Raw genomic sequence first — 23,602 nt, 5'->3', positions numbered from 1 at the left:
CGTCGACGCGTCGGAATTCCTCGTTCAATGCGGTACAAGACCCATTCCGCTTTTGCCGGGGAGGGCAGCCCAGGGGCCGGGAAGCGATTTTCCGTACCGCCCCGCCCGTAATGCCTGGCCGGATACCGTTCTCGCCACCCCTAGGCCCTTGGTGTGCGCACTTCAGCGCGCGATACGGTGCGGCCGGGATTTCACCGGGGGCATCCGCTCCCTGTCCCGATCAAAATTTGGGGGGACTGGTGCAGATACGCAAGGTCGTTTTAGCGGCGAGCGGGATGGTTTTCGCGTTCGCCCTGACGATTCCGGCGGCCGCGTCCGCCGACTCGCACAGCACCGTCACACGTACCGAGGACACCGCGGTGTCCACACACAAGAGTGCGGCATCCCGCTCATCCGCTGAGTCCGCCGAGAATTACTGGACTCCGCAGCGCATGCGCAGAGCCGTCGAGGCCGACACGCCGGCCGACGCCAAGGCGTCCCGGAAGGCGGCCATCGACGCGGCGGCCAAACCCTCTCAGCTCGCGAAACCGCAGAAGGCGACCACTTCGAAGAAGGCCCGCGGGGTCCGTATCGCGACCTCGATCGTGCAGGGGAAGGTCTTCTTCCACAACCCGACCAACGGCGGCGACTACGCCTGCTCCGCCGCGGCGGTCAACAATCCCACGAAGAACATGGTGTTCACCGCCGGGCACTGCGTCCACGGTGGCGCCGGCGGCACCTGGGCCACCAACTGGGTGTTCGTTCCCGCCTACTACAACGGCTCCCGGCCGTACGGAACCTGGTCGGCCAAGACGCTCACCTCGTTCAACGGCTGGATCAACAACAGTGATCTGAACTACGACATCGGCGTGGCCAACGTCTGGGACAACGGCTCCAGCAAGCTGGTCAACACCGTCGGCGGCATGGGGCTCGGCTACAACTACGGGTACGTCAACACCGTGACCGTCTGGGGCTACCCGGCCGCCTTCGGCTACGACGGCGAGGTGCCCTACGTGTGCCAGAACATCGGCACGTGGCAGGACGGCTCCCGGGTGCAGAACGGGTGCACCATGGTCGAGGGCGCCAGCGGCGGCCCCTGGCTGCGGGACTACAACGAGACGACGGGCCTGGGGACCGAGATCGGAGTCACCAGCACCCGGACCGATCCGCCCGCCTACATCGACAGCCCCTACTTCGACAACAAGATCCAGACGATCTACAACAACACCGCCAACGGCTGAGCACCACACCGCACTCGGCCGGGGCCCCGCACCCAGGGGTCCCGGCCTCCGGCATCGGGAGAGAACGCCATGCGCCCGCTCACTGCAGCCCTCCTCACCGCGGCGATCGCGGCAACCGGCATCGTCGCGGCCCTCGCGGTCACCGCCCGGGGCCAGGACACCGGCGATCCCCCCGCCCCGGACACCCCGCGGACCCACCGGGCCGATCCGCCGGACCCCTCGTACTGGACACCCGAGCGGGTGCGCGACGCCCGGCCCGCGCCCATGCCCACCGACCCGCCCGCGGGCGGCGGGCAATCGCCGCCGTAGGTGCGTAGGGTGGCGCGGGTGCGAATAGCTCTGTCCACCGGCCGGCGCGCCGGTTACCGACGTTGGCCGGGGCGGATCCTGATCCTGGCGCTGGCGCTGTTGTTCCTCTTCTCCGTCTACGAGGACATGCGGGAACGGATCGTCTTCAACCCGACCTTCGACACGGAGTCCTTCGTCGGGGACTGGGTGCCGGTCTGCTCCGGAGCCCTGGCCGGGGCGATGGCCGTGCTGGCCGTGGTGCGCGAGGTCCGATGGGTCCCGACGGCCGTACTGGTGGCCTGCGCCGGCACCTTCGTGGCCACGGCGGTCTACCACCTGCTGCCGGTCAACATGGTGACCAGCGAGAGCAGCGGCAGCGAACTCATGGGCCTGCTGTTCCTCCTCGCCGTGGCGGTGCGCCGCTGCACGCCCCGGTGGGCCCTGGTGGCCGTGGCGGCGGTGAGCGTCAGCGTGTACTCCGTCCCGGTGCTGCGGGACTCGAATCCGGGCGACTTCTCCGACAACACCCTGCTGGTGCTGGCCCTGGCCTTCGTCTGCGGCCTGGTGCTGCGCCTCTACGACGCCCAGCAGGAGCGCACCGGACAGCTGGTGCGACAGGAGGAACGGCTGGCGCTCGCCCGGGACCTGCACGACACCGTGGCCCATCAGGTGACCGCGATCGTGGTACAGCTGCAGGCCGTGCGCCATGTCACCGGCCGGGGCACCCCCGACCCGCGGATGCTGAACGAGATGCTCGAGGCCGTCGAGCACGCGGGCGGCGAGGCGCTGACGTCGATGCGGCGTCTGGTCGGATCGATGCGCGGTGACGAGACCCCGCGGCATCCGGAGAACCTCGGAGAGGTCCTGACCCGCATCGTCGACGAGGCACGGGCGACGGGACTGCCGATCCGGCTGGACCTCGGCCGGGACCTGCCGGAGGACGTTCCCGCGGAGGTCACCGGCGGGCTGAGCCGCGTCCTCCAGGAAGCCCTGACCAACGCCCAGCGCTATGCGCGCGGGGCGCGGTCGGTGGACGTGTCCGCCCGGGTCGCGGCACGCCACGCCGAACTGGTCGTCGAGGACGACGGACAAGGCTCCCCGTCAGGACACCGCGGCAGCCTCGGCCGGCTCGGCGGCGGCTTCGGCATCATGGGCATGCGGGAGCGGATAGAGCTGCTCGGCGGCGCCTTCGAGGCGGGGCACCGCCCCGAAGGCGGGTGGCGTGTCCACGCCTCCGTACCGCTGTACCCCGACGAGGCGTCGCGGGACGCCCGTGCACGCGGGCGTCAGGCCGTACGATCCGGGTTGCGGCTACGGGAGGGCAGGACGGCATGACCATACGCATCCTGGTCGCGGACGATCAGCACCTGGTGCGGGCCGGATTCCGCATGGTGCTGTCGGCCGAGTCCGACATGGAGGTGGTGGCTGAGGCGGCGGACGGGGCCTCGGCCCTGTCGCTGGCCCGTGAGAGGAGGCCGGACGTGTGTCTCGTGGACATCCGGATGCCCCCGCCCGACGGTCTGGAGGTCACCCGCCGACTGGCCGGCGGCGGTCATCCCGGAGCGCCGAAAGTAGTCGTGGTCACCACTTTCGACCTCGACGAATATGTGTATACGGCGCTGTCGAACGGAGCGTCGGGCTTCCTCCTCAAGGACGCCGGTCCTGCGCTGCTGACCGAGGCGGTCCGGGCGGCCGTCCGCGGGGACGCCATGGTCGCCCCGCAGATCACCCTCCGTCTGCTGCAGCACTTCACCAAGGCGCGGCGGCGTGGCGCATCCGAGCCGGCCGATCCGCTGACCGACCGCGAGGAGGAGGTCATCCAGGGCATCGCCCGCGGACTGACCAACCCGGAGATCGCCGCCGAGCTGTACATCGCGCCCAGCACGGTCAAGACCCATCTGGGGTCGGGCCAGGCGAAGCTGGGCCTGCGCAACAGGGTCGAGGTCGCGGCCTGGGCGTTCCGCACCGGGCGTGCCGAATAGCGGTCCCGCCGTAAGAGTGCTCCCGCCGTAAAAGCGGTCCGCCGTCATCGCGGTCCGGCCGGAATGGCGGTCCGGCCGGAATGGCGGTGCCGCGGCGATCTCCCCCGATCGGGGGATGCGGTGCCGGATGTTCGGGGGATCCGCCGGCGGGTGGCCGAGCGGGAGGCTCATGGACGTCGCCATCAGCGGCGGCACCCTCTGCCACGAGGGGCAATCCATCGAGCGTCCACCGAGGATCGGCATGCACGCAAACCTGCCCCCTTCCGCCCCGGAGAGCTACGCGGCCCACGCCACCGACCTGACCAAGGTGTACGGCACGGGGGACACCCGTGTGGTGGCCCTCGACGGGGTCACGGTCGGCTTCGTCCGGAGCCAGTTCACCGCGATCATGGGTCCGTCCGGGTCGGGGAAGTCCACCCTGATGCACTGCATGGCCGGTCTTGACTCGCTGTCCTTCGGCTCGGTCCGCCTCGGCGACACGGAGATCGGTTCCCTGAACGACCGTCAGCTCACCCGGCTGCGCCGCGACCGCATCGGCTTCGTCTTCCAGGCGTTCAACCTGCTTCCCACGCTGAGCGCCGTCGAGAACATCACGCTTCCGATGGACATCGCCGGCCGTAAGCCGGACCGGGCCTGGCTGGAGAGCATCATCCAGACCGTCGGCCTGGCCGACCGGCTCGGCCACCGGCCCGGTCAGCTCTCCGGCGGCCAGCAGCAGCGCGTCGCCGTCGCCCGCGCGCTGGCGGGGCGGCCCGACATCGTCTTCGCCGACGAGCCCACGGGCAACCTGGACTCCCGCAGCGGGGCCGAGATCCTCGAGTTCCTGCGCGGCTCCACGAGCGCGCTGGGCCAGACCGTCGTCATGGTCACCCATGACCCCGTCGCCGCCTCCTACGCGGACCGTGTCGTCTTCCTCGCCGACGGGCGCATCGTCGACGAACTCCACGCGCCCACCGCCGAGGCCGTGCTGGAGCGCATGGGACGCCTGACGCCGGCGCACCAGGTCTGACGCCCGCTCACCGCGCCTGAGGCAGACGCCCCGCGCCTGACGCGCGTCCCGTTCTCCTAGCACCTCTCGCCCGGCACCCTCCCGGAAGGCCGCCCGTGTTCCGCACCGCCTTGCGCAACGTCCTCGCGCACAAAGCCCGCCTGCTGATGACCATGCTCGCCGTTCTGCTCGGCGTCGCCTTCGTCGTGGGCACCCTCGTCTTCACCGACACCGTCGGCAACGCCTACAAGGAGCGCTACCTCACCACCCTGCGCAATGTCTCGGTGCAGGCCACACCGCCGTTCGACGAGAAGGCCGGTGAGCCCGGAACCGTGAGGGAGGACACACTGCGGCGTCTGCAACGGCTGCCCGGCGTGGCGTCCGTGACCGGCTCCGTCGAAGGGTTCGCCGCCGTGGCCGCGAAGGACGGCCACCCCCTCGGCGAGGACGACGTGACCATGGCGGGCAACTACTTCCCCCAGGCCGACGGCAAGGACAACCGCCACCCGCTGACCGCCGGACGCGCTCCCACCGGGCCCGACGAGGTGCTGGTGGACACCAGCACCGCCGACCAGGGCGGCTACCAGGTCGGCGACACCGTCCGGCTGGCCGTCGACGGACCGGTGCTGCACAAGAAACTCGTCGGCATCGTCCGCACCGACGACACCTCCGGCTCCGGCGGCACCTCGGTGCTCTTCGACGACGCCACCGCGCAGAAGCTGTTGCTGAAGCCCGGTCACTACGACGGTGTCTCCATCGAGGCCGACCGCGGCACCTCCGAGGAGCGGCTCGCGGCCGAGGCGCGCGACCTGCTGCCCGATGACTCCGAGATCAGCACGGGGGCGCAACTGCGCGAGCAGCAGCAGGCCGAGGCCGCCGAGGGGGCGGATGGGCTCAGCCAGGTGCTGCTCGTCTTCGCGGCCATCGCCCTGTTCGTCGGCATCTTCGTCATCGGGAACACCTTCACCATGCTGGTCACCCAGCGTTCGCAGGAGATGGCCCTGATGCGGGCGGTCGGCGCCGAGCGCCGCCAGGTGACTCGCTCCGTCCTCATCGAGGCCGCCCTGCTGGGGCTGTGCGCAGGGGCCGCCGGGTTCCTCCTCGGCATCGGCGTGGCCATGGGCATCCGGCAGCTGTTCGCGTCCACCGGATCCGGCTTCCCTGACGGGCCGCTGGTCATCGCCCCGGGCACCGTACTCGTCTCGTTCCTGGTGGGCGTCGTCGTCACCATGCTCGCCGCCTATCTGCCCGCCCGCCGCGCCGCCGCCGTGCCTCCCGTGGCCGCCATGTCCGCGCTCCACGCACCCCCGCCGGCCCGCAGCCTCCGCAGGCGCAACGCCATCGGTGTCGCACTGATCGTGATCGGTGTGCTCGGCGTGCTGTACACCGCGTCCAGCGGCGAGCAGGGCCGCACCACCGTCCTCTTCCCGGCCGTCCTGCTGCTCATCGGCATCATCGTGGTGACCCCCGCGCTCTCCGGCCCGGCCATCGCCCTGGTCGGCCCCCTCCTGCGCCGCTTCGGGGTCCCGGGCACGCTGGCCCCGCGCAACGCCCGGCGCAACCCCCGGCGCACCGCCTCCACAGCCTCGGCCCTGATGATCGGGCTGTCCATGGTCACCGGCCTGACCGTGGTCGCGGTGTCCGCCACGACATCGCTGCACCAGCGGGCGGAGAACACCGTCACGGCCGACTTCGAGATCTCGTCGAGGAGCAGCGGCCACCTGCCCGCGTCGGTCCATGACACCCTGGCGAAGTCCACGGCCGTGACCTCCTCAAGCCCGCAGCGCCAGAGTGCCGTCCGGATCAGCGGCGACGAGGTGAACCTGACCGGTGTGGACCCCCGGAGCATCGGCGACCTCCTCGATCCGAGCTTCGCATCGGGGTCGCTCGCGGCACTGGGTGCCGACGGCGGCAAGAACCTGCTGATCGACACCTCCACGGCCGACATCTACGGATGGACCATGGGCCAGCGGGTGCCGGTGGTCTACGGAGACGGCAGCCGGGGCACCCTGCGGATCGGCGGCATCTACCGCAACGACGAATTCCTCCCGGCCACCATGATGCCGCTGGCCACCCTCCAGCCCCATCTGAAGGAGATCGAGGACACCTCGGTCCTGGTGCACACCAAGGACGGCGACGGCGAAACGGTACGGCGGTCCCTGCAGCGAGCCCTCGACCAGAACCCCCTCATCCGGCTGCGGAACACCGACGACCTGGCCGAGTCCGCCGGCGGCGAGGCCATCACCCTGCTGCTCAACGTCCTGTACGGGCTGCTGGCCATGGCCGTGGTGATCGCCGTCCTGGGAGTCGTCAACACCCTCGCGATGTCCGTGTTCGAGCGCACCCGTGAGATCGGGATGCTGCGCGCGGTGGGGCTTCAGCCCGAGCAGACCAAGCGGATGATCCACCTGGAGTCCGTCCTCATCTCGCTGTTCGGGGCCCTTCTGGGCATCGGCGCGGGCATCTTCCTCGGCTGGGCCGCGGGCAGGCTCGCCTCTGACAGCATCCAGGGGTACGAGATGGTCATCCCCTGGGGCCGCATCGCCGTGGCCCTCGCGGGCGCCGCACTCGTCGGCGTGGTGGCGGGACTCTGGCCCGCCCGCCGCGCGGCCCGGCTGAACGTCCTCACGGCCCTCAAGGCGGACTGAGGCGCGTCGCGGGCGGACCGGGCGGGAGCGGCGCATAGCCTGAGGGCGTCCGCCGCCGCCCGGTCCGCCCGGCCACCCGCGGCGGGCGCTACCCTCCCGCCGCCATGAGTCCGTCCCTCCGCCGCCTCCCAGGAGTTCGCACGATGGCCGTACGCCCGCACTGGCTCTTCGGCGATCAACTCGGCCCGCACTTCATCGACCATCGCCGCCACGGCCCCGATCCACGGGCTCCGCTCATCATGATCGAGTCCTGGGCCGTGCTGCGCCGCCGTCGCTTCCACCGCGCCAAGGCCCATCTCCTGCTGTCCGCGATGCGGCACCGTGCGGCCGAACTCGGCGACCGCGTGCGGTACGTACGGGCGCGGACGTACCGCGAGGGGCTGGCCGAGGCTGCCGGGCGCGAACCGGTGACCGTCTGCCGGCCGACCTCGCACGCCGCGCTGGGCCTGGTCGAGTCGCTCGCCCAGGTCCATGTGCTGCCCGCCAGAGGCTTTCTGACGCCGCGGGACGCCTTTGCCACATGGGCCGGGGAGCGCGCCCCGGGGCAGATGCGGATGGAGGACTTCTACCGCTGGGTGCGCCGTGAACACGAGCTGCTCATGGACGGTGACCAGCCCGCCGGCGGGCGCTGGAACCTGGACCGGGAGAACCGGGAGCCCCCGCCCCGTGGGGCCCGCACCCTCGGCGCGCCCGACCCGTGGCGCCCCGAGGAGGACGAGATCGACGACGAGGTCCGGCACGATCTGGACCGCTGGGAGCGCGAGGGCCGGGTGTCCTTCGTCGGACGCGACGGCCCTCGGCGTTTCCCCGCCACCCGCCGGGAGGCACTGGCATCCCTGCGCCACTTCATCGCACACCGGCTGCCGTGGTTCGGCCCGTACGAGGACGCGATGCTCGCGGCGGATCCCGTGCTGAGCCACAGCCTGCTCTCGGCACCGCTGAACCTCGGGCTGCTGCACCCGGCCGAGTGCGTGGACCGGGCCGAGCGGGCGTGGCGCGCCGGCGACGCGCCCCTGAACAGCGTCGAGGGGTTCATCCGGCAGATCGCCGGGTGGCGCGAGTACATCTGGCACCTCTACTGGTGGTTCGGCCCCGACTACCGTGGCCACAACGCCCTCGGCCACACCGCGCCGCTGCCCCGCTGGTTCCTCGACCTCGACGCCGACGCGGTCACCGCCCGCTGCCTGCGACACGCACTCGCCCAGGTCCGGGACACCGGATGGACCCACCACATCCCCCGGCTGATGGTGCTCGGCAGCCGCGCGCTCCAGGACGGCTGGGACCCGGCGGCGGTCACGGACTGGTTCCACCGCTGCTTCGTCGATGGTTATGACTGGGTGATGCTGCCGAACGTCGTGGGGATGTCGCAGTACGCCGACGGTGGCCTGATGACCACCAAGCCGTACACCTCCGGCGGAGCGTACATCGACCGGATGAGCGACCTGTGCGGCCCCTGCGCCTACCGCCCGGGGGACCGCACCGGCGAGCACGCCTGTCCCTACACCACCGGTTACTGGTCCTTTCTGCACCGCCATCGCGGCCGGCTCTCCGGCAACCACCGCATGGCCAGGGCGGTTCGGGGCCTGGACCGGCTGGCCGATCTGCCCGAGGTGCTCGCGACGGCACAGGCGCGGGGCGCCGCGCCGCCCTGAGTGCCAGGCGGCAAGGTCCGGCCCGGGGCTAGGGGTTGCCGTAGGCCGCCACCATGATGTCCCGGACCACCTCGTTCATCTCCTGCCCCTTGGCGTTCGTGGCGTTGACGCTGTAGACCAGGGTGCGTGAGCCGTCGCGGGTGGAGGCAATGGCGGTGTTGTAGCCCCAGCGGCCGCCCGACTTTCCCCACACCTCACGGCCGCCCAGCTTCTTCATCGACAGGCCGACCGAGTACGCGGCCGGGTCGCCGGTCATGAAATCCGCCACCTTCGGCAGGATGAACATCTCGCGCAGCAGTGGGCCGCGCACCACGTGTCCCTGGAACAGGGCGTTGGTGAACCGTTCCAGGTCCGCCGTGGTCGAGATGATGTCACCGGCCGCCCAGCCGTCCGTCGGCCCCCACACCGACACATCGCGCAGACCGGTCGTGCCGTCGTCCAGCCGCATCGTCTGGTAGCCGTGGTTGTGCGGGCCGAGGATGCGCGGATCGGTCCCCGGGAGATAGGTGTCGCGCAGCCCCAGCGGCTTCAGGATCCGGCGGGTCACCTGGTGTTCGTACGAGTCGCCCGAGACCCGCTCGATGAGCAGACCGGCGATGGTGTACCCGATGTTCAGATAGTGCTGCCTCTCGCCGGGCGGGAACTCGCGCTTCTTCGCTGTCGCCGAACGGACCATGTCCTCGGGGTCATGGATCCGGAAGCGGTCGGCGTACGCCTCCTCGACCGTGTCCCCGGGGAAGTCAGGGGCCGGGATGCCGTGCGTGTGATTGAGCAACTGCCGGACGGTGACCTTCCCATACGCTGCCGGGATCAGTTCCGGCAGATACGAACGAGCGCTGCGGTCCAGGTCGAGCGTGCCCTCGGCGGCCAGCTGCAGGGCGACCGCGGCCGTGAAGACCTTGGTCACGGAACCGGCGCGGAAGCGGGCCGCCGGATCGGCCGGCCGGTTGGTCTTCAGATCGTGCACGCCCGAACTGCCGGTCCAGACGCCCTCTGTGCCCCCGACCCGTACCAGCGCGGCCGTCGCGTCGCTCGTCGGCAGATCCGCGATGGCGGCTTCCAGCTCGGGAATCCCGGACCGCGTGGGGACCGCGGCGGACGAGGTGGCCGCGAGGGCCGGCGGCACCGCCGGGCCCGCCACGACGCCCAGGACGAGCGCCGCGGCCAGCAGCGTGCGTCTGGTGCTCTGCATGGTCAACTCCAGTGATTGGGGCGCGATATGAGCGCCGTATGAGCCGTTGCTCCCGATGGCTCCATCCTGGTGACCGGCGGTCCGTCGCGGATCGCCCGCGCGAGTGTGTTCCGGGTGTCAGTTCCTCGCCGACGCGGGGGAGGAACCGGGCCGGGACGCTCCCCCGGGCGGGGGATCCCCGGCCGTGATCAGGCCCGTCTCGTATGCGCAGATCACCGCCTGGATCCGGTCCCGCAGCCCCAGCTTGGCGAGCACATTGCCGACATGCGTCTTGACCGTGTGATCGCTGACGACCAGCTCCGCCGCGATCTCGGCGTTCGACAGGCCGCGCGCGAGCAGCAGCAGTGTCTCCCGCTCCCGCGCGGTCAGCAGGTCCAGGCGGGGATCGGGCCGCCGTGGCCGGGCGGTCGCCCGGGTGTACTGCTCCACCAGACGACGGGCCACCGACGGCGCCAGCAGCGAGTCGCCCCGCGCCACCACCCGTACCGCGTGCACCAGATCGTCCCTGCGCACATCCTTCAGCAGGAAGCCGCTCGCGCCGGCGTGCAGCGCTTCGTACACATACTCGTCGGAGTCGAAGGTCGTCAGCATCACCGTCCGGCAGGCGCCGTCCGCGCCGATCTCGCGGCATGCCTCGATGCCGTCCATACCCGGCATCCGGATGTCGAGCAGCGCCACATCGGGCGCGTGCCGCCGCACCGCCTGGACGGCCTCGGCCCCGTCGCCCGCCTCCGCGACCACCTCGATGTCCGGCTGGGCGTCAAGGATCATGGAGAAGCCGCTGCGCACCAGCTCCTGATCGTCGGCCACCACCACACGGATCGTCAACGCGTCACCACCACATGGATCGTCAACGCGCCACCTCCGCCCAGGAGAGTACGGGGAGGCGGACCCGTACCTCGAAGCCCCGGCCGTCCGGGCCCGGCCCGGTGACCGCCGTACCGCCGTGCGCCGCGGCCCGCTCGCGGACCCCGATCAGACCGTGGCCGCCGTCGGCGCCGGACTGCTGTCCGTGCCCGTCGTCCAGCACCCGGATGTCCACGGCACCCTCACCATAGGTGAGTTGAACGGAGACGGTACGGGCTTCCGCGTGCTTGACCACGTTGGTCAGCGCCTCCTGGACGATCCGGAAGACGGTCGCCCCGGTGGCGTCCGGCAGTGGCCGCACGGCCCCCGCCGACTCGTACGCGACATCGAGGCCACTCGCCCGTACCCGGTCGAGTAGACCGGACAGACCGGCCAGGCCCGGCTGCGGCTCCCGCGGGGCGCGGCCCGGCTCGTCGCCCGCGCGCAGCACTCCCAGCATCCGGCGCAGCTGGACCATCGCCTCCCGGCCCGTCGTGGAGATGGCGTCGAAGGCGGCCTCGGCCCGCTCCGGAGCCGTCCGCACCGCCACCGGACCGGCCTCCGCCTGCACGATCATCAGGCTCACCGCGTGGGAGAGGATGTCGTGCATCTCCCGTGCGATCCTGGCCCGTTCGCGGCCGGCGGCCCGCTCCGCCTCGATCCGGTTCGCCCGCTGCCGGGCATCGGTCAGCCGACCGAAGACATAGGCCGCCGCGAACACGAAGAGGGAGAAGGTGAGCTCGCGCGCCGTCCGGGTGTTCAGCCACACCGACACCGGCACGGCAACCGCCAGCAGCCCCCCGGTGACCAGCCGCTTCCACGGCGGTGAAAGGACGGCGACCGTATAGACGATGACGAGCCCGGTGTACGGCAGCGGCTGTCCGGGGCCTTCCACGGCCAGCTTGTACAGCGCGCTCGTCGCGATGATGGCGATCAGCGCGGCGAGGGGAGCGCGCCGACGCCAGATCAGGGGGACGACGGTGAGCGTGGTCAGCCCGTAGGCGGGCCAGGTCGCCGGCTCCAGATCGGGTGGACGCGGCACCACGAACGGCATCGTCATGGCCGCCTGGACCAGGAGCGCGATCCCGATGTCAACGGCCTGGGGATGGGCTGCTCCCAGCGCCCGGCCCCGCTCCCACCACCCCCGCACAAGACAGGATGGTAGCCGTTATGCCGCCTCCAGCAGGAGGCGCGCGGCCTCTTTCGCCCGGCGCGCGGGTTCGGGGCTGCCGGTGATGGCCGCGGTGGTGATGGCGCCTTCGGCCAGGAGGCCCAAGTGCTCGGCCAGCGAGGCCGGTTTACCCGCGGCCGCCGTCAGCTCGGCGAGGTACCCGAAGAACGCCTCCTTGTGGGCGCGGGCCGTCTCGGCCACCGGCGAGGAGGTGGCGCCCAGCTCCCCGAAGGAGTTGCTGAAGGCGCAGCCGCGGAAGTCCGGCTCGCCGAACCATTCGTAGAGCCAGTCGAAGACCGCGAGGATGCGTTCCTCGGGTGTGTCCTGGGCATCGGCGTACGCGGCCAGCCTCTGGCGCCAGCGGATGTCGCGTCGCCGCAGATACGCCTGTATGAGCTCCCCTTTGGAGGGGAAGAGCTGGTAGAGCCGTTTGAGGGAGACGCCGGAGGCGGAGCGGATCTCGTCCATGCCCACGGCCTGGAGCCCCCGTCCGTAGAACAGGGTCTCGGCCGCGTCGAGGATCCGGAGCTCCGCGGTCTCGCGACTGATCATTTCGCCGCTCTCCTGGTGCCGGTCGGTCAGAAGCCGAGGTCGCTCAGCCCGGGGTGGTCGTCGGGGCGGCGCCCGAGCGGCCAGTGGTAGCGACGCTCCGACTCCTCGATGGGGAGGTCGTTGATGCACGCGTAGCGCAGGCGCATCAGACCGGCGTCGTCGAATTCCCAGTTCTCGTTGCCGTAGGAGCGGAACCAGTTGCCGGAGTCGTCGTGGCATTCGTAGGCGAAGCGCACGGCGATGCGGTTGCCGTCGAAGGCCCACAGCTCCTTGATGAGCCGGTAGTCCAGCTCGCGCGCCCATTTGCGGGTGAGGAAGGCGATGATCTCGTCGCGCCCGGTGACGAACTCCGCGCGGTTCCGCCAGCGGGAGTCGACGGTGTAGGCCAGGGCGACCTTCTCCGGATCGCGGGAGTTCCAGCCGTCTTCCGCCAGACGGACCTTCTGGATGGCGGTCTCCCGGGTGAACGGCGGGAACGGGGGGCGTGGAGCGTCGGTCACAGCGTCTCCTGGTGAGCGGTGGAGCGGGGCGAGGGAGGGGAGAACGAGCATTCTCCCTTTCGGGTACGAGAGTAGGAGAACGATGGTTCTCGTGCAAGGACCGGACCGCGGCCGTCCTGGTGGCGGGGGTGGTGATCAGGCCTTCTCGGGGTGGTGGGTACCGTGCGAGCGGAAACACTGTGCTCGACGACAAGGCAGGGGACCGGGCGTGTTGATCGATGATCTGCGGCAGGAGCTGCCGGACGGCCGGATGGTCGAGGACCCGGGTGTCGCCGCCGGTTTCGTCCACGACGAGGCGGAGTGGGCGCCGTACGGCACGCCCCTCGTGGTGGTGCGGCCACGTACGGCGCTGGAAGTGCGTGCCGTGGTGCGGGCCTGTGTGCGGCACGGCGTTCCGCTGGTCACGAGGGGCGCCGGCACCGGTCTCTCCGGTGGTGCCAACGCCGTCGAGGGCTGTGTGGTGCTCTCCACCGAGGCCATGGACACCATCCACGAGATCGACCCCGTGGAGCGCCTCGCGGTCGTCGGACCCGGTGTGGTCAACGACGATCTGCGCGCCGCCTGCGCCGAGCAGGGCCTCTGGTACCCGCCCGACCCGGCGAGCGCGCCCTGGTCCACCATCGGCGGCAATGTGGCGACCAACGCGGGCGGGCTGTGCTGTGTGAAGTACGGCGTCACCCGCGACTATGTGCTCGGCCTGGAGGTGGTGACCGGCACCGGTGAGCTCGTGCGGCTCGGCCGCAGGACCGCCAAGGGGGTCGCCGGGTACGACCTGGCGGGGCTGATGGTCGGCTCCGAAGGCACCCTGGGAGTGATCACCGAGGTCACGGTGCGGCTGCGGCCGCGGCGTGAGGCCGAGCGCACGGTCGCCGGATACTTCTCCTCGGTCGTGGCGGCGGGACGCGCGGTCGCCGCGATCGGGGCCGCGGGCCTCACCCCGTCCGCGCTGGAGCTGATCGACCGGCACTGCCTGGCGGCGGTCGACAAGTGGAAGAACATGGGCCTGTCCGTCGACGCGGACGTGGTGCTCCTCGGCCGTACGGACGCCCCGGGCCCGGCCGGTGCGCAGGAGGCCGAGCGCATGCTCGCCTGTTTCGAGGAGGCGGGGGCGACCTGGGCCGCGCAGTCCACGGACCAGGAGGAGGCCGACGCGCTGTTCTCGGCCAGGCGGCTCGCCTATCCGGCGCTGGAGCGGCTGGGCCCGGTGCTCACCGAGGACGTCTGCGTGCCCAAGGCGGCCGTACCGGAGATGCTGGCACGGATCGAGCGCGCCGCCACCCGCCATGACACGCTCATCGCCAACATCGCCCACGCCGGTGACGGCAACCTCCACCCGTTGCTGATCACCCAGCCCGGCGACACGGCGGCCCGGGAGCGGGCCCAGGCCGCCTTCCACGACATCATCGCGGACGCCATCGACCTCGGTGGCACGGTCACCGGCGAACACGGGGTGGGTTTGCTGAAGCGGGACGGTCTGGAGCGGGAGCTCACACCGGCCGTTCTGGAGATGCACCGTGCCGTCAAGGCGGCCCTCGACCCGCAGGGGATTCTCAACCCGGGCAAGGTCATCGCAGGCGGCTGAGTGCGCGGCGGGCGGGCAGACGTCACTCCAGCCCGCCTCACTCCAGCCCGCCTCACCCCAGTCCGCCGCGCTTCACGAGCTGAGCCGCGATCACATTGCGCTGGATCTCGTTGGTGCCCTCACCGACGATCATCAGAGGCGCGTCGCGGAAGTAGCGTTCCACGTCGAACTCGGTGGAATAGCCGTAACCACCGTGGATGCGGACGGCATTGAGCGCGATCTCCATGGCGGTCTCGGAGGCGAACAGCTTCGCCATGCCCGCCTCCATGTCCACGCGCCGCCCCGCGTCGGCCTCCCGCGCGGCGTACAGGGTGAGCTGACGGGCCGCGGTCAGCGAGGTGGCCATGTCGGCGAGGTAGTTGCCGATCGACTGGTGTTGCCAGATCGGCTTGCCGAACGACTCGCGTTCCTGGGCGTAGGCCAGCGCGTCCTCCAGCGCCGCCCGGCCGACGCCGAGCGCGCGGGAGGCGACCTGCAGCCGTCCGGTCTCCAGCCCCTTCATCATCTGGGCGAACCCCTTGCCCTCCACACCGCCCAGAACGGCGTCGGCCGGGGCCCGGTAGCCGTCGAACGACAGCTCGCAGCTCTCGACGCCCTTGTAGCCCAGCTTGGGCAGATCGCGGGAGACCGTCAGACCGGGCCCGTGCTCGACCAGCAGGATGGAGATGCCCCGGTGCGCGGGGGTGGCGTCGGGGTCGGTCTTGCAGAGCAGGGCGATCAGCTGGGAGCGGCGGGAGTTGGTGATCCAGGTCTTGGAGCCGTCCACCACATAGCCGTCCGCGTCCTTACGGGCGACGGTGCGCATCGCCTGGAGGTCGGAGCCGCCGCCCGGTTCGGTCAGCGCCATGGTGGCCCGGATCTCGCCGGTGGCCATCTTCGGCAGATAGCGGCGCTTCTGCTCCTCGGTGCCGAAGCGCAGCAGGAGGGTGGAGACCACGGTGTGGCCGCCCATCGCACCGGCCAGGCTCATCCAGCCACGGGCCAGTTCCTCGGTGATCAGGACATAGCACGAGGTGGAGACGGGGGTGCCGCCGTACTCCTCCGGGATGGCGAGCCCGAAGACACCGAGCTGTTTCATCCGCTCGATCAGGGCCTCGGGGTAGGTGTTGGCGTGCTCCAGCTCCTGGACGACCGGTTTGACGTCGTTGTCCACGAAGTCGCGCACCGTCCTGACGATGAACTGCTCGTCCTCGGACACGATGTCGAGGGTGCTCATGCTCTGACGCTCCTGTGAGACGGGAAGACGGGGAGGCGGGATCGCCGTCCGAGCTCAGTGTCATCATGGATACTTATGGAGGTCTCAGTGAAATAGCAATGCGTGATACGCCCATGCCGGACGCGGATGGCTGGAGAGCGAGCGTTGGACGTCAAACAACTCAAGGCACTCGTCACGGTCGCCGAGGTCGGCAGCGTCACCCGGGCCGCGGAGCTGCTCCATCTGGTCCAGCCCGCGGTCACCCGGCAGATCCGCACCCTGGAGGAGGAGCTGGGCGTCCCCCTCTTCGAGCGGACCCGGCAGGGCATGCGGCCCACCGAGGCCGGCGCGGTCATGGCCGACCGCGCTCGCCGCGCCCTGAACGAACTGGAGCGCGCCCGTGCCGAGGTCCAGCCGACCCCGGGCGTGGTGACCGGCATCGTCACCGTGGGCCTGCTGGAGAGCACCGCCGATCTGCTGGCGGAGCCGCTGGTGTCCGCGCTCACCCGGAACCACCCCGGGATCGAGCTGCGCCTGATGACGGCGTACTCCGGGCACCTCCAGCAATGGCTGGACGACGGCGACCTGGACCTCACGCTGCTCTACAACCTGGCCGACACGCCGTCGCTGAACCTCCGCCCTCTGGTGCGCGAGCGGCTGTGGGTGGTCGCGCCGCCGTCCGAGGGGCTGCGTGGCGATCAGCCCGTCCCCCTCGCGCGGGCCGCCGAGCACCCGCTGGTCATGCCCGCGGCCGGGCACGCCCTGCGCAGCCTGATCGACGGGGCCGCCGGACGGGCCGCGGTCGAGATGGACGTGGTCGTGCAGACCAACTCCATGCGGATGCAGAAGCAACTCGTCCGGGCCGGGCACGGCTGGACCATCCTGCCGGGACTGGGCATCGCCGAGGACGTGGCCGATGGCACACTCGGCGCGGCACCGCTGTGCGAACCAGACGTATGGCGCTCGATCGTCCTCGGGATGTCCAGAGCCGGGCGGACACCACCCGCGGTGGAGGCCGTCGCCCGGGAACTGCTCCACCAGATCACCTCGGCCGTGGACCAGGAGCGGTGGCCCTCCGCCCAGCTGCACACGCGGGCCGCACCCACCGACGACACCTGAGCCCGGAACCCGGAAGACGACCCCCGAAGCCCGAAAGGCGAGAAACACCCATGGCAAGCACCGACGTCCATCAGCAGGTCAGCGGCCACGCCCGCGCGCTGGACGGCACCCTCCTCGCCTATCAGCGCCAGGGCACCGGACGGCCCCCGCTGGTGCTCCTGGCGGGCCAGGCCAACAACCACCACTGGTGGGACGGCATACGGGCGGACTTCCACGCCACCCACACCACCCTCACCATGGACTGGCGCGGCACGGGGGAGAGCGAGAAGCCCGACCAGCCCTACTCGACGCCGGGCTTCGCCGACGATGTGATCGCCGTCCTCGACCATCTGGGCATCGAGCGCGCCGATCTGTACGGGACCTCCATGGGCGGGCGGGTCGCCCAGTGGGTCGCCGCCCGCCATCCGCACCGGATCCGGCGGCTCGTCCTCGGCTGCACCTCGCCCGGCGGGTCCCACGCGACGGAGCGCGACATGGCGGTGCGGCGCTCCCTGGCCCAGACCGACGCGCGGGCGGCGAACGAAGCGCTGATCGACCTGATGTACACCCCAGCCTGGCGGTCCGCACACCCCGGGCCCTATACGACCCTCGGCGCCCCCGGCATGCCCCCGCACGCCCGGCGAGGCCATCTGGTGGCCAGCAATCAACACGACGCCTGGGACGCCCTTCCGCTGATCACCGCGCCCACCCTGATCCTGCACGGCGCGGACGACCGGCTCACCCCGGCGGCCAACGCACCGCTGCTCGCCTCGCGCATCCCCCAGGCGCGTACGCACATCTTCGAGGGCGCCCGGCACGGCTATTTCCAGGAGTGCCGCCCGGCGGCCGCGACGATCGTGTCGTCGTTCCTGGAGGAGGAGCCCTTCCTGGTCTGACCGCCTACTCACGCATGAGGAGGGACAGAAGAACCATGCAACCCACCCCGCCCCCGCTCAGCTCGTGCGTCGCGTCCTGGGCCCCGGGACCGGTCATGGCCGAGGACGCGCTGCCCGTCGGGCCCGTCGCGGCCCTGTCGGCGGTCCTCGACCTGCCCGAGGCCGTGGCGAAGGACGGTGAGCCCCTGCCACCGCTGTGGCACTGGCTCTACTTCCTGCACTGGCCCGCCCAGCGCGAGCTCGGAGCCGACGGACACCCCCGGGCCGGACACTTCCTGCCGCCCATCCCGCACCGGCAGCGGATGATCGCCGGAGGACGATGCGAGATCACCGAGCCGCTGCGCCTCGGTGAGCCGGCCGAGCGCATCAGCAGCCTGGGCACGGTGACGGCCAAACACGGGAGCACGGGGGAGCTGCTGTTCGTCACCGAGCGCCGGGAACTCCGCCAGCGCGGCCGGACCTGCCTCGTCGAGGAACAGGACATCGTCTACCGGTCGGGGCGCGGCTCCGTGCGCCACCACCCGGCCGCCCTCGACGAGTCCGCCGCCCCCGACCCCGAGGGGACGTGGCAGTTCCCGCTGCACCCGGACCCGACACTGCTGTTCCGGTTCAGCGCGCTCACCGCCAACGCCCACCGCATCCACTACGACACGCCGTACGCGCAAGGGGAGGAGGGCTACCCGGGCCCCGTCGTCCACGGCCCGTTGCTGGCCCTGCTCATGCTCGAACTCGTCCGCCGCCACGCCCCGGCGCGGCGGGTGGCCTCGCTGTCCTACCGGCTGCGGCGGCCGCTGTTCGCCGGGGAACGCCTCGTGGCGTCCGGCGCGCCCTCCGGCAGCGGTGCCGACCTGCGCATCGCCACCCACCGGGAGGCCCGGCACGCCACGGCGCAGGTGACGTTCGCATGAGGGCGTGCCGTGACCGTACGGCCGGGACGTCGCTCAGGGGGTGTCCGCCGTCTGGAGCGACCCGTCGTGCGTACCGGCGGCGCGCCGCTCATGGCGTATCGCCGTGGAGACGCCGCGCGGTGCGATCCGCGCGCGCAGAAACACCACGGTCAGCAGGGCCGGCGCCGTGCCGACGAGCGGCACCGTGAAGGCGGCGCTCGCGCCGAAACCGTCCGCCATCTGTCCCGCCGCCGTCACCGCCGCCGCCTGCCCCAGCGCGACCGAGCCGGTCAGCCAGGTGAACGCCTCCGTCCGGGACGTGGCCGGGACCAGGGCCTCCACCAGGGTGTATCCGGTGATCAGCGCCGGTGCGATGCACAGGCCCGCGAGCAGCCCCAGCCCGCCCAGCGGCAGCGGCGCGGGCACCGCCCACAGCGTTGAGCAGATCAGCGTCAGCGCGGCGTAGGAGGTCAGCAGCCGCCGCCGGGGGGAGGTGCGCCAGGCGATGGCGCCACAGGCCACGCCCGCCAGCATGTTGCCCGCCGCGAAGACGCCGTACAGCACACCGTTCAGGCCCGGTTGGCCGTGCTCCTGGGCGAAGGCGGTCAGGGCGACCTGCATCCCGCCGAAGACCGAGCCGACGCCCAGGAAGGCCACGGCCAGGACCCGCACGCCCGGTACGGACAGGGCCGAGGCGGGCCGCTCCCGGGCGTCCGCCCGCGCCGCGTTCAGCGGCGGCGCGGTACCGCGCTGGGCCGCGAAGAGCAGCCCGCCCACCAGCGTCAGCGCCGCCTCCGCGATCAGGCCGGACGCCGGATGCACACCGGTGCTCAAACCGGTCGCGAGCACGGGGCCGATGACGAACGTCAGCTCGTCCGTCACGGACTCGAACGCGGCCGCGGTCGCCAGCAGCGGATGGCGTCCCGACCGCGGCCCGGATTTGCCCGGGGCGCCGTCCCCGTGAGCGCCGTCCCCGAGGGCGGCCGCCCAGCGGGCCCGCACCATGGGCCCGACCTGCGGGACGGAAGCGCCCGTGGGCACCGCGGCGGCGATCAGCGCCCACAGTGGCGCGTGGGCCAGGGCGAGCGTCGTCAGCAGGGCGGCCGCCGCCGCGTGGAGCAGCACACCCGGCACCAGGACCGCGCTCTGTCCGTGGCGGTCGGCCAGCTTGCCGCTCTGGGGCGCGAACAGCGCCATGGACACGCCGGTGACGGCCGCGACCGCCCCGGCGAGACCGTACGACCCGGTGGTGTGGCGCAGCAGGAGCACGATGCTGATCGTCAGCATCGCGAACGGCTGCCGGGCGGCGAAGCCGGGCAGCAGGAAGGTCCATGCGCCCGGTGTGCGCAGCAGGTGCCGGTAGCCGGCGCGCTGCGTGGGAGGAGGGGTGGTGCTGGAGACCGCGGATGCCACGGCCGACGCCTTTCCGCCGCCTGGTAGCGCACCCGGGCCGGCATGGCGGAGCGCGCCGAGAGCTGTCCTCTCGCGCTGGACCGGGGTAGATACCGGGTCCGCGCCGATGAGGGGCAGAGGGACCGCGGCCGCCGAGCGGTCGCGCCAGCTCTGCGTCAGGCAGAGTGGTTCGTTGCTTGCCGCGTCATCGTACAGGGAGGCCGCCACCTCGCCGGTGGCGGCATGTCTCGTACGAGGTCAGGCGCCGGGCAGCGGGCGGACGGTGAGGATCTGCTGGGCGTGTCCGATCGGACCGCGCAGGTCGTGCAGCACGGTGCTGGTGATGCCCTGGCCGGTGGGACCGAAGGTGACCGTGGTGTCCAGCCCGGCCCAGCCGCCCTCGGGCTGGCGGTGGAGGTGGAGGGTCAGGTCGACGTTGGGGAACATCCAGGCGGTGGGCGGCTGTCGTACGGCGATCCCGTTGGCGGTGTCGACGAGCGCGATGTACGAGGCCAGTGGGGTGCTGGTCTGCCCGGCCACGAGGGCGAGCGGGGTGGAGACCCAGACGGTCGCGCGGCCCGGCTGGGGTGGCGCGAGCGGACGGGAGTCCAGGGAGGCGATGTATCCGCCGGGCCACAGGGAGGCCATCGACCAGGGGGCGAGCTTCTCGGGCGGGGTGAGCCGGTCCTCGGCGCCACCGGCGACGGCCGCGGTGTCCACGGCGGCGAGGAGCCACGCACGGGCCCGGACCACGGGGCGGTCGGCGATGAGCACGACGGCCTCGATGAGTTCGATGGTGCGGCCGGGCCGGACGGTCTCCACCCGGATCTCGCACTCGTCGAGGGCGAGGCGCCCGAGGATGTCGAAGCTGATCCGGCTGAGGAGCAGTCCGGTGTGCGGACGGGTGGCGAGGTGGCGGTCGATGGCGTGGACGATGAGCCCGCCGAGCGGGCTGAAGTGCTGTTCGTCCGTGCTCCAGGCGCCACTGACGTGGGCGGTGGGCTTGTAGTGGTGCTCGTCGATCGGCTCGTAGTAGCTGTCGGTCGTCAACGGGGACTTCTCCTCGGGCGGGAACATCGTGGTGATCAGAGGGCGTTGACCAGGATGACGTATACAGCCGTGTGGACGCCGCCCCGCGTCGAGCACGGGCGTCCTCGCGCGGGCCACTGACGAGCGCGCTCGGAGGACACCCGGCGGTAGTTACTCAAGATCCTTGAGTAACTGCTCTTGATCAAGGGTTGCGTCAACCCCTAAGTTGAAAGTAACAACAGGTGGCATGAACCTGTTCAGCCGCAGTACCTCCCGTCGCGCGGTCGCCAACGCCGCACCGGCGGTCCCCCCTGCCCGGGCGACGTCCGGCGCCGTCGCTGTGCCGGATACCGGCCTCGCGGCTCTCACCGGAGAGTGGATCGTCGATCCGGCCCACAGCCGGATCGGTTTCTCCGTCCGCCACGCCATGGTGAGCACGGTACGTGGCGCCTTCACGGAATTCGAAAGCCGCCTCTACTTCGACGGCCGCGACCCGCGCCGTTCCCGGGCCGAGGTCCTGCTGTCCACCGCCAGCGTCCAGACCGGTGTCGAGCAGCGGGACGACCACTTGATGGGCCGGGACTTCCTGGACGCCAGAACCTACCCCCACATCCGGTTCGCGAGTACCGCCGTGGAAGTCGCGGGCCCGGACGTCTACCGGATGATCGGGGACCTCACGATCAGAGACATCACCCGCCCCGTCGTCCTGGAGCTCACCTACATCGGGTACGTCACGGACCCCTTCGGCTACCAGCGGGCGGGCTTCGACGGCACCACCACCATCAACCGCTCCGAATGGGGCCTGACCTACAACGCCCGACTGGCCGAGGGCGGCGCGCTGGTGAGTGAGAAGGTCCGCCTCCAGTTCGACATCGCCGCCATCCGCACCGTCCCCGCCGCCTGAGGAGCCCCGGCCCCGGAAAGGGCGCTCTCCGTCTGCCGTCTGCGGAGGAGGGTGCTGAGGGGGGGGCGGGCGGCGCCGGAAGGGGACCGGCGCCGTCACATGGGTTTCGCGGGCGCGGCGGCGAGGTCCAGATTCTCCTCGACCCACAGGCGCAGGTTCCTGAGCGGGACGGACGCGCTGTGTCCCAGGGGAGAGAGTTCGTACTCCACGTGGAGCGGGACGGCGGGGTAGACCGTCCGCTCGATGAGACCGGCGTCTTCGAGGCGGCGCAGTGTCTGGGTGAGCACCTTGGGGCTGATCCCCTGAAGACGGCGCTGCAGAGCGCCGAACCGGAGAGGGCCGTCCTCCAGGGCCCCGATGGCAAGCGCCGACCACTTGTTCGCGAGCAGATCCAGCATGGCCCGGCACGGGCATTGGGCCTCGTACACATCATGATGGTCGTGCTGGCCTGTGTGGCATCGCGTGCTCATGGAGGGACCTTCCGGGCGCTGGTACTACCCAAAAGGTAGCAGTGTCCCTTGTGGGTAACCAGGCCCCCGCGGTTAGCGTGCGAGCGCGCCCGGAGAGCGGGCGTGACGAGAACGATGAGCTCAGGAGGCACACGTGGCCAGGACCATGATGCGTGCGGTGGTACAGGACGCGCTCGGCGGCCCGGAGGTGCTGCGCATCGCGGAGGTCCCGCGGCCGGAGCCGCTGCCCACCGAAGTGCTGGTGCGGGTACGTGCCGCCGGTATCAACCCGGTCGACTGGAAGACCCGTCAGGGCGGCGGTATGGCGGGTGTGCTCGGCGAGCCGCCGTTCACCCTGGGCTGGGATGTCTCAGGTGTGGTCGAGGAAGTCGGGTTCGGGGTGACCACGCTGGCCCCCGGCGACGAGGTGTACGGCATGCCGTGGTTCCCCCGTCAGGCCGGTGGCTACGCCGAGTACGTCACGGCTCCGGCCCGCCAGTTCGCCCGCAAGCCGGCCGCGTTGAGCCATGAGGAGGCGGCCGCCGTCCCGCTGGCGGCGCTGACGGCCTGGCAGATCATGGTGGACACCGCGCGGGTGACGGCCGGGCAGCGGGTTCTGGTGCACGCCGCCGCCGGTGGCGTCGGGCACTTCGCCGTCCAGTTCGCACGGCACCTGGGGGCGCAGGTGGTGGGGACCGCCCGGGAGAGCCGGCACGCATGGCTCGGCCGGCTCGGAGCGGCGGAGCTGGTCGACTACACCGAGCAGCGCTTCGAGGACGCGGTCGAGGACGTCGATGTGGTGATCGACCTGCTGGGCGAGGACCACGACGCCACCAGCACCCGTTCCCTGAAGGTGCTCAGGAAGGGGGGACTGCTGGTGGCCGTCCCTGGTGGCGTCGCCCCCGAGGTGCGGCAGGCAGCCGACGACCGCGGGATCCGCACCAGCGCCTTCCTCGTCGAGCCGGACGGTGCCGCGCTCACCACGATCGCCGCACTGATCGACAAGGGTGAGGTCGCGGTCGAGGTCGAGGAGGTCTTCCCGCTGGAGGAGGCCGCTCGCGCCCACCGCCAGGGGGAGGACGGCCATACGCGCGGCAAGCTGGTTCTCCGCGTCGGCGCCTGACCCGCTGC

The 23,602-nt window shown here is 71.4% G+C and carries 22 protein-coding genes; 13 read left to right on the top strand and 9 right to left on the bottom strand.

The features are described 5' to 3' along the window. Positions 1 to 431: 431 nt before the first annotated feature. The 7 genes from ACFYOY_RS24760 to ACFYOY_RS24730 all read left to right on the top strand — a co-directional run bounded on the left by ACFYOY_RS24760 (position 432) and on the right by ACFYOY_RS24730 (position 8,778). A complete protein-coding gene (locus tag ACFYOY_RS24760) occupies positions 432 to 1,220 on the top strand; it encodes a serine protease (protein ID WP_208519152.1) in 789 nt (262 codons plus the stop codon). A gap of 69 nt (positions 1,221 to 1,289) precedes the next feature. Continuing rightward, on the top strand, positions 1,290 to 1,529 hold the full coding sequence (locus tag ACFYOY_RS24755) for a hypothetical protein (RefSeq protein WP_351888107.1): 240 nt from the start codon (positions 1,290 to 1,292) through the stop codon (positions 1,527 to 1,529). An 18-nt stretch (positions 1,530 to 1,547) separates the two neighbouring features. Further along, positions 1,548 to 2,843 carry a sensor histidine kinase gene (locus tag ACFYOY_RS24750; RefSeq protein WP_388589632.1) on the top strand — a complete coding sequence of 432 codons (1,296 nt, stop codon included), beginning with the start codon at positions 1,548 to 1,550 and terminating at the stop codon, positions 2,841 to 2,843. Beyond that, a complete protein-coding gene (locus ACFYOY_RS24745; protein ID WP_388589629.1) occupies positions 2,840 to 3,490 on the top strand; it encodes a response regulator in 651 nt (216 codons plus the stop codon). Before ACFYOY_RS24750 ends, ACFYOY_RS24745 begins: the two co-directional genes overlap by 4 nt. Before the next feature lie 241 nt (positions 3,491 to 3,731). After that, on the top strand, positions 3,732 to 4,499 hold the full coding sequence (locus tag ACFYOY_RS24740; protein ID WP_351888099.1) for an ABC transporter ATP-binding protein: 768 nt from the start codon (positions 3,732 to 3,734) through the stop codon (positions 4,497 to 4,499). Positions 4,500 to 4,594: 95 nt separating this feature from the next. Further along, positions 4,595 to 7,126 carry an ABC transporter permease gene (locus ACFYOY_RS24735; RefSeq protein WP_351888096.1) on the top strand — a complete coding sequence of 844 codons (2,532 nt, stop codon included), beginning with the start codon at positions 4,595 to 4,597 and terminating at the stop codon, positions 7,124 to 7,126. A gap of 143 nt (positions 7,127 to 7,269) precedes the next feature. After that, entirely contained in the window at positions 7,270 to 8,778 is a 1,509-nt protein-coding gene (locus ACFYOY_RS24730) for a cryptochrome/photolyase family protein (protein ID WP_351888093.1), read from the top strand. 28 nt (positions 8,779 to 8,806) lie between these two features. Here the strand turns inward: ACFYOY_RS24730 and ACFYOY_RS24725 are convergent, their stop codons facing one another. From ACFYOY_RS24725 to ACFYOY_RS24705, 5 genes are all read right to left on the bottom strand, one after another. Then, positions 8,807 to 9,970, bottom strand: coding sequence for a serine hydrolase domain-containing protein (locus tag ACFYOY_RS24725; RefSeq protein WP_351888090.1), 1,164 nt, complete (start codon positions 9,968 to 9,970; stop codon positions 8,807 to 8,809). Between the two features lie 117 nt (positions 9,971 to 10,087). Beyond that, complete coding sequence (locus tag ACFYOY_RS24720) at positions 10,088 to 10,798, bottom strand: response regulator transcription factor (RefSeq protein ID WP_351888087.1); 711 nt, start codon at positions 10,796 to 10,798, stop codon at positions 10,088 to 10,090. Positions 10,799 to 10,820: 22 nt separating this feature from the next. Further along, positions 10,821 to 11,870, bottom strand: coding sequence for a sensor histidine kinase (locus ACFYOY_RS24715; protein WP_351888671.1), 1,050 nt, complete (start codon positions 11,868 to 11,870; stop codon positions 10,821 to 10,823). 114 nt (positions 11,871 to 11,984) lie between these two features. Next, positions 11,985 to 12,539: a TetR/AcrR family transcriptional regulator gene (locus tag ACFYOY_RS24710; RefSeq protein ID WP_351888084.1), complete on the bottom strand. Its 555-nt coding sequence runs from the start codon at positions 12,537 to 12,539 to the stop codon at positions 11,985 to 11,987. A 26-nt stretch (positions 12,540 to 12,565) separates the two neighbouring features. Continuing rightward, complete coding sequence (locus tag ACFYOY_RS24705) at positions 12,566 to 13,039, bottom strand: nuclear transport factor 2 family protein (RefSeq protein ID WP_351888081.1); 474 nt, start codon at positions 13,037 to 13,039, stop codon at positions 12,566 to 12,568. 250 nt (positions 13,040 to 13,289) lie between these two features. On the opposite strand from ACFYOY_RS24705, the gene ACFYOY_RS24700 reads away from it, so the two are divergent. Next, a complete protein-coding gene (locus ACFYOY_RS24700) occupies positions 13,290 to 14,621 on the top strand; it encodes an FAD-linked oxidase C-terminal domain-containing protein (protein ID WP_351888669.1) in 1,332 nt (443 codons plus the stop codon). 52 nt (positions 14,622 to 14,673) lie between these two features. Here the strand turns inward: ACFYOY_RS24700 and ACFYOY_RS24695 are convergent, their stop codons facing one another. Beyond that, positions 14,674 to 15,837, bottom strand: a complete 1,164-nt coding sequence (locus tag ACFYOY_RS24695) for an acyl-CoA dehydrogenase family protein (RefSeq protein WP_351888078.1) — start codon at positions 15,835 to 15,837, stop codon at positions 14,674 to 14,676. Between the two features lie 126 nt (positions 15,838 to 15,963). Between ACFYOY_RS24695 and ACFYOY_RS24690 the strand changes: the two genes are divergently transcribed. The 3 genes from ACFYOY_RS24690 to ACFYOY_RS24680 are packed head-to-tail and all read left to right on the top strand — an operon-like array spanning position 15,964 to position 18,718. Further along, positions 15,964 to 16,935, top strand: coding sequence for a LysR family transcriptional regulator (locus ACFYOY_RS24690; RefSeq protein ID WP_388589621.1), 972 nt, complete (start codon positions 15,964 to 15,966; stop codon positions 16,933 to 16,935). A gap of 50 nt (positions 16,936 to 16,985) precedes the next feature. Further along, positions 16,986 to 17,810, top strand: coding sequence for an alpha/beta fold hydrolase (locus ACFYOY_RS24685; protein WP_351888073.1), 825 nt, complete (start codon positions 16,986 to 16,988; stop codon positions 17,808 to 17,810). Between the two features lie 35 nt (positions 17,811 to 17,845). Next, on the top strand, positions 17,846 to 18,718 hold the full coding sequence (locus tag ACFYOY_RS24680) for a hypothetical protein (protein ID WP_351888071.1): 873 nt from the start codon (positions 17,846 to 17,848) through the stop codon (positions 18,716 to 18,718). A 33-nt stretch (positions 18,719 to 18,751) separates the two neighbouring features. Here ACFYOY_RS24680 and ACFYOY_RS24675 read toward each other — a convergent pair whose 3' ends face one another. Together ACFYOY_RS24675 and ACFYOY_RS24670 are read right to left on the bottom strand one after the other, a co-directional pair. Next, positions 18,752 to 20,110 carry an MFS transporter gene (locus ACFYOY_RS24675; RefSeq protein WP_351888068.1) on the bottom strand — a complete coding sequence of 453 codons (1,359 nt, stop codon included), beginning with the start codon at positions 20,108 to 20,110 and terminating at the stop codon, positions 18,752 to 18,754. 237 nt (positions 20,111 to 20,347) lie between these two features. Beyond that, on the bottom strand, positions 20,348 to 21,166 hold the full coding sequence (locus tag ACFYOY_RS24670; RefSeq protein WP_351888065.1) for a thioesterase family protein: 819 nt from the start codon (positions 21,164 to 21,166) through the stop codon (positions 20,348 to 20,350). Positions 21,167 to 21,365: 199 nt separating this feature from the next. Here ACFYOY_RS24670 and ACFYOY_RS24665 point away from each other — a divergent pair, with 199 nt between their 5' ends. After that, positions 21,366 to 22,022, top strand: a complete 657-nt coding sequence (locus ACFYOY_RS24665; RefSeq protein ID WP_351888062.1) for a YceI family protein — start codon at positions 21,366 to 21,368, stop codon at positions 22,020 to 22,022. Positions 22,023 to 22,117: 95 nt separating this feature from the next. Here ACFYOY_RS24665 and ACFYOY_RS24660 read toward each other — a convergent pair whose 3' ends face one another. Further along, positions 22,118 to 22,450 carry a winged helix-turn-helix transcriptional regulator gene (locus ACFYOY_RS24660; protein WP_388589616.1) on the bottom strand — a complete coding sequence of 111 codons (333 nt, stop codon included), beginning with the start codon at positions 22,448 to 22,450 and terminating at the stop codon, positions 22,118 to 22,120. Positions 22,451 to 22,640: 190 nt separating this feature from the next. Between ACFYOY_RS24660 and ACFYOY_RS24655 the strand changes: the two genes are divergently transcribed. Further along, positions 22,641 to 23,594 carry an NADP-dependent oxidoreductase gene (locus tag ACFYOY_RS24655; protein WP_388589873.1) on the top strand — a complete coding sequence of 318 codons (954 nt, stop codon included), beginning with the start codon at positions 22,641 to 22,643 and terminating at the stop codon, positions 23,592 to 23,594. The last annotated feature ends 8 nt before the right edge of the window (positions 23,595 to 23,602 follow it).

The organism is Streptomyces sp. NPDC007875 (assembly GCF_042868035.1).
Lineage (GTDB): Bacteria > Actinomycetota > Actinomycetes > Streptomycetales > Streptomycetaceae > Streptomyces > Streptomyces antimycoticus.
This window is presented reverse-complemented; position numbering and strand designations above follow the sequence as displayed.

Coding starts and splice junctions, on each gene's coding strand:
- ACFYOY_RS24700 (WP_351888669.1), top strand. CDS start 13,290: ATGGTCGAGGACCCGGGTGTCGCCGCCGGTTTCGTCCACGACGAGGCG.
- ACFYOY_RS24745 (WP_388589629.1), top strand. CDS start 2,840: ATGACCATACGCATCCTGGTCGCGGACGATCAGCACCTGGTGCGGGCC.
- ACFYOY_RS24755 (WP_351888107.1), top strand. CDS start 1,290: ATGCGCCCGCTCACTGCAGCCCTCCTCACCGCGGCGATCGCGGCAACC.
- ACFYOY_RS24670 (WP_351888065.1), bottom strand. CDS start 21,166: ATGTTCCCGCCCGAGGAGAAGTCCCCGTTGACGACCGACAGCTACTAC.
- ACFYOY_RS24680 (WP_351888071.1), top strand. CDS start 17,846: ATGCAACCCACCCCGCCCCCGCTCAGCTCGTGCGTCGCGTCCTGGGCC.
- ACFYOY_RS24710 (WP_351888084.1), bottom strand. CDS start 12,539: ATGATCAGTCGCGAGACCGCGGAGCTCCGGATCCTCGACGCGGCCGAG.
- ACFYOY_RS24715 (WP_351888671.1), bottom strand. CDS start 11,870: ATGCCGTTCGTGGTGCCGCGTCCACCCGATCTGGAGCCGGCGACCTGG.
- ACFYOY_RS24695 (WP_351888078.1), bottom strand. CDS start 15,837: ATGAGCACCCTCGACATCGTGTCCGAGGACGAGCAGTTCATCGTCAGG.
- ACFYOY_RS24685 (WP_351888073.1), top strand. CDS start 16,986: ATGGCAAGCACCGACGTCCATCAGCAGGTCAGCGGCCACGCCCGCGCG.
- ACFYOY_RS24740 (WP_351888099.1), top strand. CDS start 3,732: ATGCACGCAAACCTGCCCCCTTCCGCCCCGGAGAGCTACGCGGCCCAC.
- ACFYOY_RS24730 (WP_351888093.1), top strand. CDS start 7,270: ATGGCCGTACGCCCGCACTGGCTCTTCGGCGATCAACTCGGCCCGCAC.
- ACFYOY_RS24665 (WP_351888062.1), top strand. CDS start 21,366: ATGAACCTGTTCAGCCGCAGTACCTCCCGTCGCGCGGTCGCCAACGCC.
- ACFYOY_RS24725 (WP_351888090.1), bottom strand. CDS start 9,970: ATGCAGAGCACCAGACGCACGCTGCTGGCCGCGGCGCTCGTCCTGGGC.
- ACFYOY_RS24655 (WP_388589873.1), top strand. CDS start 22,641: ATGCGTGCGGTGGTACAGGACGCGCTCGGCGGCCCGGAGGTGCTGCGC.
- ACFYOY_RS24760 (WP_208519152.1), top strand. CDS start 432: ATGCGCAGAGCCGTCGAGGCCGACACGCCGGCCGACGCCAAGGCGTCC.
- ACFYOY_RS24690 (WP_388589621.1), top strand. CDS start 15,964: ATGGCTGGAGAGCGAGCGTTGGACGTCAAACAACTCAAGGCACTCGTC.